The organism is Megalodesulfovibrio gigas DSM 1382 = ATCC 19364 (assembly GCF_000468495.1).
GTDB classification, from domain to species: Bacteria; Desulfobacterota; Desulfovibrionia; order Desulfovibrionales; family Desulfovibrionaceae; genus Megalodesulfovibrio; species Megalodesulfovibrio gigas.
Map to the genome: position 1 here is coordinate 2,330,648 of NC_022444.1, position 15,567 is coordinate 2,346,214.

Sequence of the window (15,567 nt, forward strand, 5' to 3'; positions counted from 1 at the left end):
CAAAAACGCATGCGCACGGCGAGGGAGCCGGTGCGGCGAGGGTTGGTTCGGGCTGTCGTTTACCATAGCCGAGGTTAAGCAATGGTGACAAGTGTTGGATGAGCCGGACTCGCGCCCTCCGCGCCGTGCCCCCGTCCGATCATGGCTGCCGGCTCCAGGCGTTGATGCCCCGCCAGCAGGGACAGGAAACCGGCCAGCCAGTCCAGGGCCGCCCGGTTCATGCGCTGATGATGGCACATGATGCCGATGCGTCCGGCCGCCGCGCCGTCTTCCAGTTCCTGCAGCAGGCCCGTCCAGGCTGCGTCCGGAGTCGGTTCCTTGCGGGTATGCAGGTCCACATTGATGTACACATCCGGCAGGCTGGGGAGCGCAGGCGGCCGGGCGTTGCGGGAACGGGAGATGGCGGCATATCCCAGCTCTGCCAGCAGCTCCAGGGTGTCTTCATCCACGCGGTTCCAGGGCGGGGTAAAGAGGGGCAGGAAGGCCGGCCCCAGGAGGGTTTCCAGCCGGAGCCGGCCTGCAGTCAGATCCAGGTGTTTTTCCTCCCTGGTCCTGGCAGGGCCGAATTCCATTTTCTTGCCCGCTGTTTCGTGATTGACGTGCTGACGGCCATGCTGATGCCAGGCGAAGAGCGTCGGCGCGGCCGCGACCTGGGCGGCGAGGATCTTCCAGCGCGCGGCGGTGAGCCAGGCCGGCACCAGGGAGGGCGCCAGGGGCAGCCGGCGCAGGAGAAACAGGTGGACGAATTCCTGCCAGACATTGCCGGGCACGCCGCAATCGTCCGCCCGGAAGAACACCGGGCAGGCAGGGGCGTCCAATCGATCCAGCCCACGATCCAACGCCTGACGGGCCTGCCGCAGGGCATCGTGGGGCACGGTGCGCCACAGGGCGCAGGGGGTGGTGCGCACGGCCATCAACGCCTCCAACGCTCGCGCCATTGGCGCAGGATGCGGGCCGAGGCGGCCGCGCCGTCCAGGTCGATATCCTTCGACCGCGACCGGCGGCCCGTGTGCAACAGGGAGTCCAGACGCGCCGCCAGCAGCGCGGGTTCCAGCTCCTGCGGCGTCAGCAGTTCCAGCAGTCCGCGCCGGGCCAGGGCCTCGGCCCGCAGGCGCTGCTCGCGGTTCTGGTCGAAGGGCAGCACCAGCCCCGGGACGCCCTGGACCAACAGTCCCATGACGGTGTTGTACCCGGCCAGACTCACGGAGCCGTCCGCCGCGGCCAGCAGCTCCTGGAATCTGGCGGAAAAGCGTTCCAGGACGATCCACGGGGCGTTTTCGGTCAGGCGTTGCAGGCTGCGGAAGTCGGCTTCGGCCATGAACGGCCCGGCAAAGGCCAGCAGCCGATGCGGACGGGCGGGATGCAGCAGCCGGGAGGCCTGCAGCACGGCCCGCATGAGTTCCAGTCCCACGGCGCCGCCGCCGATGCTGGCCAGCAACAAGGCTTCGCCGGGGGCCAGATGCAAGGATTGGCGCAGGGCGGTGCCGTCCACGGCGGGCGGGGCCACATAGCCGCTGTAGGCCAGGGGCACGGCGATTTCGCCGGCGCGCTGGAAGGTGGCCTCCAGGGGGAACAGGGCAGGATCGCTGTGGATGAGGAGCGCGGAGAAGTGACGGTGCAGCGTTTCCAGCACGCGGCGTTCGAAGGCGTCCTGATCCTTTTTCTCCACCAGAATATCCCGCAGGCTGCAGACCACGGGCACGCCGGCGGCGCGGGCGTCCTCCAGCAGGGGCAGGATCTCCCGGCCGAAGCGCTTGCGGCCGAAGGGATACAGCTCCACCAGCAACAGGTCGGGCCGGATCTCGGCCAGGGCGCGGCGCAGGCGATCCGTGCGTTCCGTGAATCGGGCCGTCACCAGTGCTTCGCGCCGGGCCGGGTCGATCTCGGCGGCGCTGTCTGCGTCTCCCAGATGCAGCCGGGAAAAGTCCGCGTCCATCATCAGAGGCGGCAGGGGCAGGTGGTGCACATGGGCGGGCAGGGCGGCCGGCGCCTCGGCCCCGCCGGTGATCAGATGCACGGGCTCCGGCCCCAGGGCCTCGGCCACGGCCAGACTGCGGAAGAGGTGCCCCATGCCCAGGACATGCTGCGTGTAGAACAGGACGCTCATGCCCTGGCCGGCTCCAGATGTTCGTTGAGATTGAGAATGGCCAGCCGGCCTTCGCCGTTGACAGACGTCCAGGCGAAGCGATGCAGCCGTTGCGGCTTGAGGGGATCCGGCTCGTGGGGCAGGAAGGTCCAGCCCAGGCAGTGATAGGCCAGGCACTTGAGCGCGCCCTTGTGGGCCACCACCAGACAGGGCGAACCGCCGTCATTCAGGGCATGATCGGCCAGGGAGGCCAGCACGCGGGCCAGCACCTCGGTACGGCTTTCCCCGCCAGGGGGGCGGAATTCCCAGCCGTGCTGCTCCTGCTCCTGGACGAGGTCGGGGATCTCCTCGCAGAGCTCCTTCACCGTGCGTCCCACCCACTGGCCCCAGTCCTGTTCGCGCAGGCGGGGGTCCGGGGTGACGGGCAGCCGCAGGGACTCGTTGATGAGCGCCGCCGTCTCCACGGCGCGGTCCAGATCGCTGACCAGGATGCGCCGCCAGCCCTGGCCGGCCAGGGCGCGGCCCCAGGCGCGGGCCTGCTGCCGTCCGAGATCCGAAAGAGGATGTTCCGTCTGTCCCTGGATGCGTTTGTCCACGTTCCATTGGGTTTCGCCATGGCGGAGCATGCCGTAGATCATGATCGGGCCTCCTGCCGACGGGCGGCAAGCAGTTCGAGGATGCGTGTTTCCATGCGCCCATAGTTGCGCGTCACGTCGTGGTTTGCAAGCACGTATTCGCGGGCGGACCGGCCCAGGGCCACGCGCCGGGCAGGGTCCGTCAGCAGACTTCGAATTGCTTCGGCAAAGGCTTCGGCATCATAGGAGGGCGTGACGAAGCCGGACACACCGTGGCGCACCACCTCGGGCGCGCCGTCATGATCCCAGGCCACGCAGGGCAGGCCGCAGCACTGCGCCTCCAGATAGACCATGCCCAGCCCCTCGCGGATGCCGGGGAAGACGAAGAGATCGCCGGCAGAATAGAATTCCTGCAGCCGGAAGCGGTCCATCCTGCCGACAAAGACCGCCCGGCCCGGCAGCTCCGCCGCGGCCAGGGCCTCCAGCCGGGCGCGGGCAGGGCCGTCTCCGGCCACGGCCAGGCGCAGGGGCGTTCCTTCCCGCAGCAGGCGGCCTGCGGTGCGGATGACCCACTCCAGACCCTCGGCCTTCACGTCCTCCCGCAACATGGCCGCCACGGCCAGCACGGGATCGTCGCCGGTGTTCCAGGCAGCGCGCAGCCCGGCCCGGGCCTGGGCATCGAAGCTGAAACATTCCGTGCGGATGCCGGGCGGCACGTACAGCAGCTTTTCTTCGGGAACGATGCGGAGCAGGTTCCGCACCTCCGGCTGCTTGTTGCTGACGAGCAGATCCGCCTGCCGCAGGCCGTACCTGTTCAGCTCGTAGCCCGGCCGGCTGCGCCAATGGCGGCGGCGGTTGGTGGCGTAGGCCGGGGCAAAGACGATGTACGGCGCGCCGCAGCGGGCCGCCAGGGCTCCCAGCAGATCCGGCGCGCGATAGTAGGCGTGGTAGGTGAAAACGGCATCCACCCGCGGCCGCAGGCGCACGAGCCTGAGGGCCTCGCGGGCCAGGGCTGGCCAGCGCCACGGCCGTTCCCAGATGCGGTCCGTGGAGATCTGCCCCGCGGGGATGACCGTGTGGCCGCGTTGCGCAAAAAAATCTGCCAGATCCTGCGCGATGGTCACGTCCCCGGAGAGGCGGGGATGCGCCAGGGGGCGCATGGGCGTGACAAAGGCCAGCCGCATGAGGGCAGCCCGTCAGGCCGCGGTGCCGTCCGCCACCAGCGCGGCAGGAGAGCATGCCCGGAGCGGGGCCGCCTCGGGGCCTCCCTGCACATTGCCGGCCCGGGCGTAGATGGTGGCCAGTTCGCGGATGCAGGCCTGGTTGTCGAACACGTCCTGCACGCGCTGCCGGGCAGCGGGGATGAGCCGTTCGCGCAGGGCCGTGTCCGTGAGCAGCCGCCGGATGGCTTCGGCCAGGTCGGCGGGGTCGTCGCTGGCGCAGAGCAGGGCGGTCTGGTCGTGCAGGGCCAGTTCGGGAATGGCGGAAACGCGCGTGGCCGCCACGGGCACGCCCATGGCCATGGCCTCGGCAATGACGTTGGGGATGCCGTCCCGGTCTCCATCCTTGGCGATCTTGCACCCCAGCACGAAGCAGTGGGCCTGGCGGTACAGGCCGATGACTTCCTCGTGCGCGCAGGTGCCGGCCAGTTCCACCACGTCCTCCAGCTCCAGCCGGGCGATTTCCCGCACCAGCTCGGCCTTTTTCGGCCCGTCCCCCACCAGCACATAGCGGAAGGCAAGGCCCCGCGCCTTGAGCATGGCCAGGGCCTGCAGCACCGTGGGCAGGCCTTTTTTTTCCACAAACCGGGCCACGGTGAGGATGCAATACGGCGGCTCGGCCTTGGCCGGCCGCTGCGGGGCGGAGAACCGGGCCAGCTCGATGCCGTGGTAGACGCACTGCACCTGCACCGTGGGCGCGATGGTTTCCAGGGCGGCCTTGTTGTGCTGGGTACAGGTGACCACGAAGGCGGCGCGTTCCAGCTTGTCGCGCAGGCGGTCGGGCAATTGGGTGTAGATGTCCTTGGCGTGGGCGGTGAAGCTGAAGGGCAGCCCCGTGAGCATGCTTACGTACTGGGCCACGGACGTGGGCGAATGGGCAAAGTGCGCGTGCACGTGCAGGATGGGCTCATCCCGCAGAAAGGTCTGGGCCAGCATGGCAGCCTGGAACAGGTGCTTGACGCAGGCCACCTTGCTGCTGGAACCGGGAATGCGCGTGAGCATGTAGCCAAAGGCCCGGGCAAACTCCCGGGGCCGGCGCAGGGCAAAGCACAGGGCATGAAAAAGAAACATGGGCAGATTGCGGAAAAAATGCTCCGGCAGATAATAGACCGGGGCCTTGATCTCGTCCACGCAGGCATGGCGGATGAGTTCGCGCGGCGGACGCATGGAAATGATGGCCAGCCGGAATCCCATCTGTTCCAACAACCGAATCTCGTTGATGATGAACGTCTCGGAGATGCGCGGGTAGCCCTTGAGCAGCAGCGCCAGGCGCGGGGCGGGTTGCGCGGCGGAGGGTGCGGACGTTGTGGAATGTGCGGATGTTGCGGCGCTCATGCCTCGCCTCCCCGGAAGGTCTGCAGACGCTGGCGCATCACTTCCAGGCCGGTCATGGGGAATCTGGCCATGGCTTCGTGGTAGGGGGTCAGGTCGGCCGCCAGGGAGATGATCTTGTCGCGCAGGTTGTCCGGGGTCAGCTCGCCCCAGGGAAGATAGTCGGCCAATCCATGCTCCTTGAAAATCTGCGCCCGGATGAGCTGTTCGCGGCGGGGATTGTCCCGCGGGATAATCAGGCAGGGCTTGCGCTGGGACAGGATCTCGCAAATGGTGTTGTAGCCGCCCATACCCACCACCAGATCCGCCTGGAGCAACTGCTTTTCCATTTTCTTGACAAAATTCGTGAAGTGCACTCCCACGGCCTTGGCGCGCAGGGCCAGTTCATCGCGCAACTGCGGCTGCAGAAAGGGCCCGCAGACCATGGAACTGCGGAAGGGGAAGCCGGGATTCTGCTCCACCATGCGCAGGTAGGTGTCCAGCACGGGAAAGCCGTCGCCGCCGCCGCCGATGGTCACCAGGACGCGGGGCTTGTCCGAGTTCCTGGAAAAATTGCTGGGCGGACAGGTGGCGGCCTTCTTGAAGGAAAATCGCGGGATGTAGCCGGTGAACAACATTTTTTTGCTGATGGACTCGGGAATGCCGTATTCCTTGATGGGATCGTACAAATCCTGGATGCCGTAGACCCAGATTTCCGAGTACAGCTTGTCCATGGCTTCCAGGTCCCCGCGTTCCTCCCATTCCTGGCGGGTGGACTCGGCGTCGTCCAGGATATCGCGCAGGCCGAGGATCACCTTGGTCTGGGGCCGGGTCTTGCGGAACCACTTCAGGGTGGGGGCCACCTCCCGCTTGAGTCCCAGGGGCACCTTGTCCACGATGAACAGGGCAGGGTCGAAGGCCCGGGCCGTGGCGGTGATGATGTTGCGCCGGATGTGCAGGGCGTGCCGGGCATTGACCTTGATGGAGTGCGGCAGGTACACCGTGTTTGATTTTTTGATCATCCCCGGAATCCGCACGAAGTCTATGCCTTCCGGCACATTGAAGCGGCCCACAATGGGTGAGCCGGTGAGGATGAGGATGTTCACGCCTTCCCCCACCAGCTGGGAGGCGATGGCCAACGAACGACGGATGTGCCCCAGACCGTACGTGTCGTGGGAGTACATCAAAATATTGTACGTGGAAGGGGCAGACATGGAGGGCGGCAGGCTCGCAATCGGCTGGAGGTTCCTTGGCGGCTTGAAACAACCGCCGCAATGGGTATAACACCTGAGTCGGCTGCGCAAGCCGCCGTGCAATCACAATATGACGAACGGGGTGGATATGTCCACATTGCATCCGTCTTCCTGGCGCCGCGACTTTCCGGACTCCAATGCCGTGCGCGCCCTTTCCGAACAGGAGTTCCGCAACCGCCTGGACGCCTTGTGCGACATTGAGGACCCGGAAGCCATCTGGCGCACGCCCGAAGAAGTGGAGCAGCTCTGCCGCCACCACACCCACGACGGCACCGGCGACCGCGTGACCCCCAGCTTTCTGCGCGCGGATTTGCGCGGCCGCCGCGTGGCGGACCTGGGATCCAACATCGGCTATTATTCCTTCCTGGCCTCCATTGTCATGGGCGCGCGGGAAGTGCTGGCCTTCGACCGTTCCCCCAGAGCCATCGAGGTGGGGTCCTTTTTCCAGGCCCGCTTTGGTCCGGAAAATGTCTCCTTTCACTCAGCAAACTTCCTGGCTCCGGAATTCACCCAGGACTTCGGCCGCTTTGACGTGGCGGTGCTCATTGACGTCATGGGCGACACCTGCGTGCGCGAGGGCCGCGGCCCGGGCCTGCTGGCCGGGGTGCAGCAGATGGTGGATGAAGCCATCCTGCTGGTGTTCCGCCCGGTGTACAAGCTCAAGGAACACCTGAAGGTGAGCGCTGAGGAACTGCAGGCCGTCTATCCCGACGGGCGCATTGAGGACGGCCGCTTCCATTACCTGGAACTGCTTGTCCGCCGTGGCCTGCTGGAAGGCTGGTCCCTGGATCTGCTGGACCCGACCTTCACCGATCCCCTGGACACCTCCACCCAGAAGCAGCTCTTCCGGCTGCGCAAGGTGTAGCCCGCTGCGCCGGGTTCCCCTGTTTTCGCTGTTTCCGCAAGGCCGACCATGAGCAAAATTCCGCCCTGGACCCGCGACCTCCTCAAGGGGCCGCGTTTTGATATCGGCGAGCACACCTATGGCAAGCTCCAGGTGGAAGGACCCCTCGGCCGGGTGATCATCGGCCGGTTCTGTTCCATCGCTGCCGAGGTCACGGCGCTCATGGTCGGTCATCGGGTGGACTGGGTGAGCACGTATCCCTTCACCGTGCTGCATGCCGACTGGGAGGAGCTGGCCGGCATCCACGGCCATCCCGCCGCCCTGGGCGATCTGCACATCGGGCATGACGTGTGGATCGGCCACGGCGCCACCCTGCTGGCCGGGGTGACCATCGGCTCCGGTGCGGTCATCGGCGCCAATGCCATGGTCACCAAGGACGTGCGGCCGTATGCCATCGTGGCCGGCAACCCGGCCCGGGAGATCCGCCGCCGCTTTACGGATGCGGAGACAGACGCCCTGCTGGAACTGGCGTGGTGGGATTGGGATCTGGAGCGAATCCGGTCTGTTGTGCCCTATCTCGTCGCCGGGGACGTGGCCGCCCTGCTGGATGCGGCCCGGAGCCTGCAGCCGTGATGGCGCAGAGCGAGGCCGGTTGCCCGTGCTCCCTGGCCGTGGTGGCGGCTAAAAAATATTTTTNATATTTTTTGCCCTATCGGGAAGCCCTGGTTCAGGCCTTTGGGGAACTGGGGGTGGAGGCCCGGGGCGTGGACCGGCTGGAGGAGGCCGGGGATGCCCAAGGCGTGCTGGTGCTGGGCATCCATTCCTTTGCGCACCCGCGCCGCTGCATTCCAGAATCCGTGATCCTGGCCGGCATCCACACTGAACAACTGCCCACGGTGGCGGCCGGCTCCCTGCAGTTCGGGCATGACCGGTATCGCGTCTTCCTGCGCGATCATGCGGACTATGATTTTCTGTTCGACTGGAGCCCCGTCACCGCAGCCATGCTGGGCCGGCGGTTTCCACGGGTCTTTCATTTGGATCACGGCTGCATGCCCGACGTCGGGCCGCCCGCTGCAGCGCCCGAATACGACGTGGTGTTCATTGGCGCGCCCGATGGCGTGGACAGCCGCCGCGCCCGGCTGTTGGAGATCCTGGGCCGGCGGTTCCGCCTGTTCCCGGAGCACAGCGGGCTGTGGGGAGAGAAGAAGCAACGGGCCATGGCCTCGGCGGCCATCGTCTGCAATCTGCATTACGACCACGGCGCGGCCTTCAAGGCCCCCCGCGTCTGGGAGGCAGTGTCCATGGGGGCGTTTCTGCTCTCCGAACCCATGGCCGACGCCAGCCCCTTTCGGGCCGGGCAGGACTATGCCGCAGCCTTCGCCCACCAACTGCCCGATGCCGTGGCGCACTATTTGGCGCATCCCGAGGCCCGCGCGGCCATCGCCGCCCAGGGTCGGGCCACAGCCACGGCGCATCCCATGGCGGCCACCGCCGGACGCATCCTGCGGCAGTTTCTCATCGAGGCGGCCTTGCTGCGTCATCCGGGCTACGCGCGGCGACGGCGGCTGTACCGCCGGGTGCGCTGGGAGCGGCTGCGCGATCCCGTCTTTCCCTGATGAACCGGAACCCCCCCAAAAAAGACTTGTTATGATGTAATTACAAAGAACTATTAAAATTTTGGAAGGGGAGAGCGCGAGAGGGGAGAACCTTTTTCAAAAGGNGGTTTCCCCTCTCGCAACGTTTTTTTCAAAATTAAAATGCTCTAGCCGCGCAAGACGGCGTCGGCCACGGTCTGCACGGCCTTGGCGGTGGGATGCTCGGGATGGACCTTCATGAAGGCATAGCCTTCGTCGCCGGCGCGGGCCAGTTCGGGGTCCAGGGGGATGCGGCCCAGGAAGGGCACGCCCATTTCCGCGGCCAGACGCTCGCCGCCGCCGGTGGAGAAGATGTTGGTCACCTGCTCGCAGTGGCTGCAGACAAAGCCGCTCATGTTCTCCACCACGCCCAGGACGCGATTGCCCATCTCATGCACGAAGCTCACGGAGCGGCGCACGTCGTCCACGGCCACGGCCTGGGGCGTGGTGACGATGACCGCCTCGGCCCGCTGGCCCAGCAGCTGCATGACGGAAAGCGGCTCGTCGCCGGTGCCGGGGGGGCAGTCCACCACCAGATAATCCAGCTCGCCCCAGGAGACGTCCTCAATGAACTGACGGATGGCGCCCATCTTCACCGGGCCGCGCCAGATGACAGCCTGGTAGGCGTCCGGCAGCATGAAGCCCAGGGACATGAGGGACAGCCGCTTGCTCCAGGGCACCGGCTCCATGTGGGTGGTTTCGGCGTGGGGCTGCGTGCCCTGCAGGGAAAACAGCCGGGGCACGCTGGGGCCGTGGATGTCCACATCCAGCAGACCCACATTCTTTTCCGCCAGGGAAAGGGCCACGGCCAGGTTGGCCGCCACGGTGGATTTGCCCACCCCGCCCTTGCCCGACAGCACGACGATCAGCCGCTTGATGCGGGAAAGGGTCTTGGCCAGTTTTTCTTCCCGGGGGTCCAGGGCTTCCAGGGGTTTGGAGCCGCAGGAATCCGGGGAACATCCTTGCGACTGCGAAGGGCAGCCGCCGCATTGCTCACTCATGTTCCATCATCCTTTGCGCTTGGCGGCCAAGGCCGCATCCAGCCAGGCGTACCAGGTCTCCAGGCCCTCGCCGGAACGGCAGGAGACCTGCAGAATGGCCGCCTGGGCGTTCAGAGCCCGGGCCTGGGCCGAGGCCTTGGCCACGTCGAAATCCACATAGGGCAGCAGGTCTATCTTGTTGAGGATGGCCGCTTTGGCCTCCTCGAACAGGCGGGGGTACTTCTCGGGCTTGTCGTCCCCTTCGGTGACGGAAAGGATGGCCACCTTGGCATCTTCGCCCACATCGAACTCCACGGGGCAGACCATGTTGCCCACATTTTCAACGAAGAGGATGTCCAGGGCGTCCAGATCCAGATGCTCCAGGGCCTGCTTGACCATGGCGCTGTTCAGATGGCAGCCGCCATCAGTGTTGATCTGTACGGCGGCCGCGCCGGTGGCAGCCACGCGGCGGGCGTCGTTGTCGGTCATGCAGTCACCCTCGATCACGGCCATGCGGTAGCGGGTCTTGAGGTCCGTGAGGGTGCGCTCCAGCAGGCTGGTTTTGCCCGAGCCCGGGGAGCTGATGAGGTTGAGCACCAGGACGCCGGCCTGGGCAAAGCGGGCGCGCAGGGTGTCTGCCTCGCGCTCGTTGGCTTCCAACAGATTGCGGATGACGGGGATTTCCATGAGGTCGCGTCCGGGTGGGTAAGGTCAGTCCGTCTCGATTTCCAGGCTTTCCAGATACAGTTCCTTGCCTTGCACCAATGTATGGCCCAGCTCCTCATCGCATTGGGGGCAGGGGTACAGCGGCGGGCCCAGGCGCTTTTGCTCGGGCTCGAATTCGTGGCCGCAGCTTCGGCACTTGATGCGCAGGGGCACCAGCCTGAGCTCCAGGCGCACGCCCTGCATGGGGCCGCCGATGGTCAGGGCTTCCACGGCCAGCTCGAAGGCCTCGGGGACCAGATTGGCCAGGGTGCCGTGGGCCACACGGATGACCGTGCAGCGGCTGCCGGGACGCTGTTGCAGCTCCTGCTCCACCAGGGTGAGCAGGCTTTGGGCGATGGACATTTCATGCATAGGGCGACATGGATACGCCAAAGCTGCTGCGCCGTAAAGAGCAGGCCGGCATATTTCCCGCATAAAAAATATCCAAATCCAGTCCTTGACCGGCACGGGGAAAATGATTCAGAACACCCACCTCTTGGCGGGATTTACCGTTCACACGCTCTTTTTGCGCCGTTCATGGATTGATTCCCCATTCAATGCTGACAGCGTGTGAAAACTGTGGCAAGGCAAAGCTCCCATACTGTCGGTATGGCCAATACGCAGCAGGGTGCAGCAGCACACATCTTTGGGTTGCCCAGCCAGTGGCAAGGAGGCGAGAATGTACGTTGGCCTGAAAATGCTCACGCGCGATCAGTTCGTCACCATTACGCCGAAGACACTGGTGCATGATGCGGAAAAGCTCATGCTCGCCAACCGGCTGTGGATGCTGCTGGTGGTGGATGATGGCAAGCTCGTGGGCCATGTGCGCAAGGAGGATGTGAAGGAGGCGCTGCCTTCCCGCGCCACCTCGCTTTCCCGTCACGAGTTGAACTATCTGCTGGCCAAGCTGGACGTGGCGCAGATCATGCGCACGGACACCCCCACCATCGAGCCGGAAGCGGAAATCGAGGTGGCGGCCCAAAAGATGTTCGACGAGGACCTGCCCGGCCTGGCCGTGGTGGGCTGCAAGAACCGCCTCCTGGGCTACATCAACCGCAACCTCATGCTTGGCGTGCTGGTGGAGGAGATGGGCCTGGAGCAGGGCGGCGCGCGCATCGCCTTCGAGGTGGAAGACCGCAGCGGCGTCATCTACGAGGTGGCCGGCATCATCAAGGGCTACGGCGGGTCCATCATTTCCACCTCCACCTTTTATCACAACGGCCGGCGCATGGTGGTGCTGCGGGTGCACGCCGAGGACCCGGCCGCCATCGCCAAGGACATCGAAGCCGCGGGCTACATCATGGTGGGGCCGCACACCTTTGAGTCAGACTGGTGCAACCTGTAGCGAATACAGATTTTTTCTGTTCCCATCCTTCCATGACACTTCTCGACGTCCAGGGCGTGACCCTCACTTTCCGCGGTATTGCTGCGCTCATGAATGTTTCCTTCACGGTGACCAAGGGCGAGATCTGTTCGCTCATCGGTCCCAATGGCGCCGGCAAGACAAGCATGCTCAACTGCATTTCCGGCCGTTACACGCCGGATTCAGGCTCCATCACCCTGGGCGGCAGGCAGCTGCTGGGCGTGCCGGCCCATGCCCGCACCCGGCTGGGGCTTTCGCGCACATTCCAGAACATCGCGCTGTTCAAGGGCCTTTCTGTCTTGGACAACATGATGGTGGGCCGCCACTCCCGCATGCAGTACGGCATCCTGCAGTCCCTGCTGTACTGGGGGCCGGCCCGCAGGCATGAGGACGCGCACCGGCGCAGGGTGGAGGAAATCATCGATTTCCTGGGCCTTTCGCCCTGGCGGCACCAGCATGCCGGCATGCTGCCGTACGGGGTGCAAAAGCGCGTGGAGCTGGGCCGGGCCCTGGCTGCGGAGCCGGAACTGATCCTGCTCGACGAGCCCATGGCCGGCATGAACCTGGAAGAAACCGAGGACATGGCCCGCTACATTCTCGACATCAACGAGGAATGGGGCGTGTCCGTGCTGCTGGTGGAGCACGACATGGGCGTGGTCATGGACATCAGCCATCAGGTGGTGGTGCTGGATTTCGGCCAGGTGCTGGCCTCCGGCACGCCTGAAGCGGTGCAGGCCAACAAGGACGTTATCGCCGCCTACCTGGGCAGCGAGGACGCCGTTTTTCTGGGACGTTAAACCGCGAATATCATGGCATCTTACAGAACAACGCTTCCGGCCCTGCTGCTGGAAAAAGCGGCCCGCCACGGCAGCCGCACCGCCCTGCGCGAAAAGCAGTGGGGCGTGTGGCAGCCCACCACCTGGGCGCAGTACGCGCGTCTGGTGTCCGAATTTGCCGCCGGGCTCAAGAGTCTGGGCCTGGGCAAGGACGATGTGGTGGTCTGCATCGGCGACAACCGGCCGGAATGGCTGTGGGCCGAGCTGGCCATCCAGGGCCTGGGCGGCATCAGCCTCGGGCTGTACCAGGACGCGCCGGCCGACGAAGTGGCTTACATCTTCGATCTGGCCGAGGTGCGCCTGGTGGTGGCCGAGGACCAGGAACAGGTGGACAAGATGCTGGAGATCAAGGAGAAATCCAAGCATCTCCAGTACATCGTTTATCATGATCCCAAGGGCCTGGCTCCGGATGAGGCCCTGGGCCTCATGTCCTTTGAGGCGGTGTGCGAACTGGGCAAGGCCCAGGCCGGGCAGTATGCGGAGTGGGTCAAGGCCCTTTTGCCGGACGATCCGTGCGTCATCGTCACCACGTCCGGCACCACCGGCCGGCCCAAGCTGGCCATGCTCTCCCATGCCAACATGCTGGCCATGGCCGGCAACCTGAACGAGGCCGATCCCAAATTCGCCAGCGACGAATTTGTCAGCTTCCTGCCCCTGGCCTGGATCGGCGAACAGATGATGGCCCTGGCCTCGGCGCTGCTGCATGGCTTCACCGTAAATTTTCCCGAAGAGCCGGATACAGTGCAGGCGGACATCCGCGAGATTGGCCCGCATCTCATTTTCTCCCCGCCGCGCGTGTGGGAGAACATGGCCGCCGGGGTGCAGGTGAAGATCATGGAAACCACGCCCCTCAAGCGCTGGGTGTACAACCGGCTGCAGCCCGTGGGCCTGGCCTGGGCGGATTGCAAATTCCAGAAGCGCGCGCCCTCCCTGGGCCTGCGTCTGGCCTATCTGCTGGCCAGGGTGGTGCTGTTCAATCCCCTCAAGGACAACCTGGGCTTTTCCAACATCCGCTCCGCCTCCACCGGCGGCGCGGCTCTGGGGCCGGACACCTTCCGCTTTTTCCATGCCCTGGGCGTGAATTTGAAGCAGCTCTACGGGCAGACGGAAATTGCCGGCATCAGCTGCATTCACCGCGATGGTGAAATTGATTTCGATTCCGTGGGCCGGCCCATCGCCGAAACCGAGATCATCATTTCCGAGGAAGGCGAAATTCTCTCCAAGAGCCCCGCCGTGTTCCTGGGCTACTACAAGAACGAGGCTGCCACGGCCGAGACCCTGGCCGACGGCTGGCTGCGCTCCGGCGATGCCGGCTACTTCAACGAGGCCGGGCAGCTGGTGGTCATCGACCGGCTCAAGGACGTGATGCAGCTGTGCGACGGCGAGCGGTTCTCCCCGCAGTTTCTGGAAAACAAGCTCAAGTTTTCGCCCTTCATCAAGGAAGCCGTGGTGCTGGGGCAGGACCGCGACCATCCCGCGGCCATCATCTGCATCGACATGGGCATTGCCGGCCGCTGGGCGGAATCCAGGATGATCACCTACACCACCTATCAGGACCTGGCTGCCAAGGATGAGGTGTACGCCCTCATCAAACGGGAAGTGGAGCAGGTGAACGGCTCTCTGCCCGCGGCCCAGCGCATCCGGCGTTTTGCCCTGCTGTACAAGGAGCTGGATGCCGACGACGGCGAGCTGACCCGCACCCGCAAGGTCCGCCGCCAGGCCGTGGGCGAGCGCTATGCCGCGCTCATTGATGGCCTGTACTCCGACGCCGACAGCCTGGACCTGATGGCGCGCATCACCTACCAGGACGGCCGCGTGCGTGAGATGCGCGGCATGGTCCGCATCGAGTCCGTGTAATTATCTGGAAGGATCATGGAATACTATCTGCAGCTCGTCATCAACGGCCTGGTGGTCGGCTCCATTTACGCCCTGGTGGCGCTGGGGTTCGTGGTGATTTACAAGGCCACCAAGGTCGTCAACTTTGCCCAGGGCGAGCTGGTGATGGTGGGGGCGTATGCGTGTTTCTCCCTCACGGTGGAGATGCAGCTGCCGTTTCTGCTCTCGTTCCTGCTGACGTTGGGGTTTTCCGTGGTGCTGGGGCTGGCTATTGAACGGCTGGTGCTCAGGCCGATGATCGGCGAGCCCATCATCTCGGTGATCATGGTCACCATTGGTCTGTCATCCATCCTTAAGAGTCTGGTGCAGGTTTTCTGGGGCACGCAGATTCAGGTATACCCCCAGGTGCTGCCGCAGGAGCCGTATTTCATCATGGGCGTGCCTGTGGCGCCGGTGTATATTGCGGCGTTTGTGCTCTCCGCGCTGCTGTTCGCGGTGTTTTCGGCGTTCTTCAAGTATTCCCGGCTGGGGGTGGCCATGCGGGCCACGGCCCTGGACCAGTGCGCCGCAGCCAGCATGGGCATTGGCATCAAGAGCATTTTTGCGCTGTCCTGGTGCATCGCCGCGGTGGTGTCCAGCGTGGGCGGGGTGATTCTGGGGAACATCAACGGCATCAATTCCCAACTGGGGCATCTGGGGCTCAAGGTGTTTCCGGCGGTGATCCTTGGCGGGCTGGACAGCCTGCTCGGCGCGGCCCTGGGCGGCATCGTCATCGGCGTGCTGGAAAACGTGTGCGACGGCGCGGCCAAGCAGTTCCTGGGCCTGGGCGGCTTCAAGGAAGTGGCGGCCTTCATCGTGCTGGTGATCATTCTGATGGTCAAGCCGTACGGCTTTTTCGGCACCAAGCAGATCGAGCGGGTGTAA

Annotated in this window: 16 protein-coding genes; 7 read left to right on the top strand and 9 right to left on the bottom strand. The window is 65.1% G+C overall.

Features of this window, described 5'->3' with window-relative positions; translation table 11 throughout:
* Positions 1–74: 74 nt before the first annotated feature.
* From DGI_RS10210 to DGI_RS10235, 6 genes are read right to left on the bottom strand one after another with little or no spacing between them, the layout of a single operon-like run.
* The gene (locus tag DGI_RS10210; protein WP_021760929.1) at positions 75–914 is read right to left on the bottom strand and encodes a polysaccharide deacetylase family protein; all 840 of its coding nucleotides are present in this window, start codon (positions 912–914) and stop codon (positions 75–77) included.
* A complete protein-coding gene (locus tag DGI_RS10215) occupies positions 914–2,107 on the bottom strand; it encodes a glycosyltransferase family protein (protein ID WP_021760930.1) in 1,194 nt (397 codons plus the stop codon). Before DGI_RS10215 ends, DGI_RS10210 begins: the two co-directional genes overlap by 1 nt.
* Positions 2,104–2,724 carry a histidine phosphatase family protein gene (locus tag DGI_RS10220; RefSeq protein WP_021760931.1) on the bottom strand — a complete coding sequence of 207 codons (621 nt, stop codon included), beginning with the start codon at positions 2,722–2,724 and terminating at the stop codon, positions 2,104–2,106. Before DGI_RS10220 ends, DGI_RS10215 begins: the two co-directional genes overlap by 4 nt.
* Positions 2,721–3,845: a glycosyltransferase family 4 protein gene (locus DGI_RS10225; RefSeq protein WP_021760932.1), complete on the bottom strand. Its 1,125-nt coding sequence runs from the start codon at positions 3,843–3,845 to the stop codon at positions 2,721–2,723. The genes DGI_RS10220 and DGI_RS10225 overlap by 4 nt, the downstream gene beginning before the upstream one ends.
* Positions 3,846–3,857: 12 nt before the next feature.
* Positions 3,858–5,216 carry a glycosyltransferase family 4 protein gene (locus DGI_RS10230; protein WP_021760933.1) on the bottom strand — a complete coding sequence of 453 codons (1,359 nt, stop codon included), beginning with the start codon at positions 5,214–5,216 and terminating at the stop codon, positions 3,858–3,860.
* Complete coding sequence (locus DGI_RS10235; RefSeq protein ID WP_021760934.1) at positions 5,213–6,406, bottom strand: glycosyltransferase family protein; 1,194 nt, start codon at positions 6,404–6,406, stop codon at positions 5,213–5,215. The genes DGI_RS10230 and DGI_RS10235 overlap by 4 nt, the downstream gene beginning before the upstream one ends.
* A gap of 127 nt (positions 6,407–6,533) precedes the next feature.
* On the opposite strand from DGI_RS10235, the gene DGI_RS10240 reads away from it, so the two are divergent.
* The 3 genes from DGI_RS10240 (at position 6,534) to DGI_RS19620 (ending at position 8,905) form a co-directional block, all read left to right on the top strand.
* Positions 6,534–7,310: a methyltransferase domain-containing protein gene (locus tag DGI_RS10240; protein ID WP_158407319.1), complete on the top strand. Its 777-nt coding sequence runs from the start codon at positions 6,534–6,536 to the stop codon at positions 7,308–7,310.
* 48 nt (positions 7,311–7,358) lie between these two features.
* Positions 7,359–7,922: a CatB-related O-acetyltransferase gene (locus tag DGI_RS10245; protein WP_021760936.1), complete on the top strand. Its 564-nt coding sequence runs from the start codon at positions 7,359–7,361 to the stop codon at positions 7,920–7,922.
* 416 nt (positions 7,923–8,338) lie between these two features.
* The gene (locus tag DGI_RS19620) at positions 8,339–8,905 is read left to right on the top strand and encodes a glycosyltransferase family protein (protein WP_456152275.1); all 567 of its coding nucleotides are present in this window, start codon (positions 8,339–8,341) and stop codon (positions 8,903–8,905) included.
* Positions 8,906–9,051: 146 nt separating this feature from the next.
* Here the strand turns inward: DGI_RS19620 and DGI_RS10255 are convergent, their stop codons facing one another.
* From DGI_RS10255 to DGI_RS10265, 3 genes are read right to left on the bottom strand one after another with little or no spacing between them, the layout of a single operon-like run.
* Positions 9,052–9,924 (bottom strand): Mrp/NBP35 family ATP-binding protein, encoded by an 873-nt coding sequence (locus DGI_RS10255; RefSeq protein ID WP_021760938.1) that lies wholly within the window; start codon positions 9,922–9,924, stop codon positions 9,052–9,054.
* Positions 9,925–9,930: 6 nt separating this feature from the next.
* Positions 9,931–10,590 (bottom strand): hydrogenase nickel incorporation protein HypB, encoded by a 660-nt coding sequence (gene hypB, locus DGI_RS10260; protein WP_021760939.1) that lies wholly within the window; start codon positions 10,588–10,590, stop codon positions 9,931–9,933.
* A gap of 24 nt (positions 10,591–10,614) precedes the next feature.
* Positions 10,615–10,971 (bottom strand): hydrogenase maturation nickel metallochaperone HypA, encoded by a 357-nt coding sequence (locus DGI_RS10265; RefSeq protein ID WP_235619943.1) that lies wholly within the window; start codon positions 10,969–10,971, stop codon positions 10,615–10,617.
* 316 nt (positions 10,972–11,287) lie between these two features.
* Here DGI_RS10265 and DGI_RS10270 point away from each other — a divergent pair, with 316 nt between their 5' ends.
* Genes DGI_RS10270 through DGI_RS10285 form a run of 4 tightly spaced genes read left to right on the top strand, consistent with a single transcriptional unit; the run spans position 11,288 to position 15,567 of the window.
* Positions 11,288–11,953 (top strand): CBS domain-containing protein, encoded by a 666-nt coding sequence (locus tag DGI_RS10270; RefSeq protein ID WP_021760942.1) that lies wholly within the window; start codon positions 11,288–11,290, stop codon positions 11,951–11,953.
* Positions 11,954–11,985: 32 nt separating this feature from the next.
* Positions 11,986–12,768 carry an ABC transporter ATP-binding protein gene (locus DGI_RS10275; protein ID WP_021760944.1) on the top strand — a complete coding sequence of 261 codons (783 nt, stop codon included), beginning with the start codon at positions 11,986–11,988 and terminating at the stop codon, positions 12,766–12,768.
* 12 nt (positions 12,769–12,780) lie between these two features.
* Positions 12,781–14,664 carry an AMP-binding protein gene (locus DGI_RS10280; RefSeq protein ID WP_021760945.1) on the top strand — a complete coding sequence of 628 codons (1,884 nt, stop codon included), beginning with the start codon at positions 12,781–12,783 and terminating at the stop codon, positions 14,662–14,664.
* Positions 14,665–14,679: 15 nt separating this feature from the next.
* Positions 14,680–15,567: a branched-chain amino acid ABC transporter permease gene (locus DGI_RS10285; RefSeq protein WP_021760946.1), complete on the top strand. Its 888-nt coding sequence runs from the start codon at positions 14,680–14,682 to the stop codon at positions 15,565–15,567.

Bases quoted from the DNA above. Each gene is read 5' to 3' on its own strand.
- hypB (WP_021760939.1), bottom strand. From the start codon at position 10,590: ATGGAAATCCCCGTCATCCGCAATCTGTTGGAAGCCAACGAGCGCGAG.
- DGI_RS10230 (WP_021760933.1), bottom strand. From the start codon at position 5,216: ATGAGCGCCGCAACATCCGCACATTCCACAACGTCCGCACCCTCCGCC.
- DGI_RS10255 (WP_021760938.1), bottom strand. From the start codon at position 9,924: ATGAGTGAGCAATGCGGCGGCTGCCCTTCGCAGTCGCAAGGATGTTCC.
- DGI_RS10245 (WP_021760936.1), top strand. From the start codon at position 7,359: ATGAGCAAAATTCCGCCCTGGACCCGCGACCTCCTCAAGGGGCCGCGT.
- DGI_RS10225 (WP_021760932.1), bottom strand. From the start codon at position 3,845: ATGCGGCTGGCCTTTGTCACGCCCATGCGCCCCCTGGCGCATCCCCGC.
- DGI_RS10280 (WP_021760945.1), top strand. From the start codon at position 12,781: ATGGCATCTTACAGAACAACGCTTCCGGCCCTGCTGCTGGAAAAAGCG.
- DGI_RS19620 (WP_456152275.1), top strand. From the start codon at position 8,339: ATGCCCGACGTCGGGCCGCCCGCTGCAGCGCCCGAATACGACGTGGTG.
- DGI_RS10210 (WP_021760929.1), bottom strand. From the start codon at position 914: ATGGCCGTGCGCACCACCCCCTGCGCCCTGTGGCGCACCGTGCCCCAC.
- DGI_RS10240 (WP_158407319.1), top strand. From the start codon at position 6,534: ATGTCCACATTGCATCCGTCTTCCTGGCGCCGCGACTTTCCGGACTCC.
- DGI_RS10235 (WP_021760934.1), bottom strand. From the start codon at position 6,406: ATGTCTGCCCCTTCCACGTACAATATTTTGATGTACTCCCACGACACG.
- DGI_RS10270 (WP_021760942.1), top strand. From the start codon at position 11,288: ATGTACGTTGGCCTGAAAATGCTCACGCGCGATCAGTTCGTCACCATT.
- DGI_RS10215 (WP_021760930.1), bottom strand. From the start codon at position 2,107: ATGAGCGTCCTGTTCTACACGCAGCATGTCCTGGGCATGGGGCACCTC.
- DGI_RS10265 (WP_235619943.1), bottom strand. From the start codon at position 10,971: ATGTCCATCGCCCAAAGCCTGCTCACCCTGGTGGAGCAGGAGCTGCAA.
- DGI_RS10285 (WP_021760946.1), top strand. From the start codon at position 14,680: ATGGAATACTATCTGCAGCTCGTCATCAACGGCCTGGTGGTCGGCTCC.
- DGI_RS10275 (WP_021760944.1), top strand. From the start codon at position 11,986: ATGACACTTCTCGACGTCCAGGGCGTGACCCTCACTTTCCGCGGTATT.
- DGI_RS10220 (WP_021760931.1), bottom strand. From the start codon at position 2,724: ATGATCTACGGCATGCTCCGCCATGGCGAAACCCAATGGAACGTGGAC.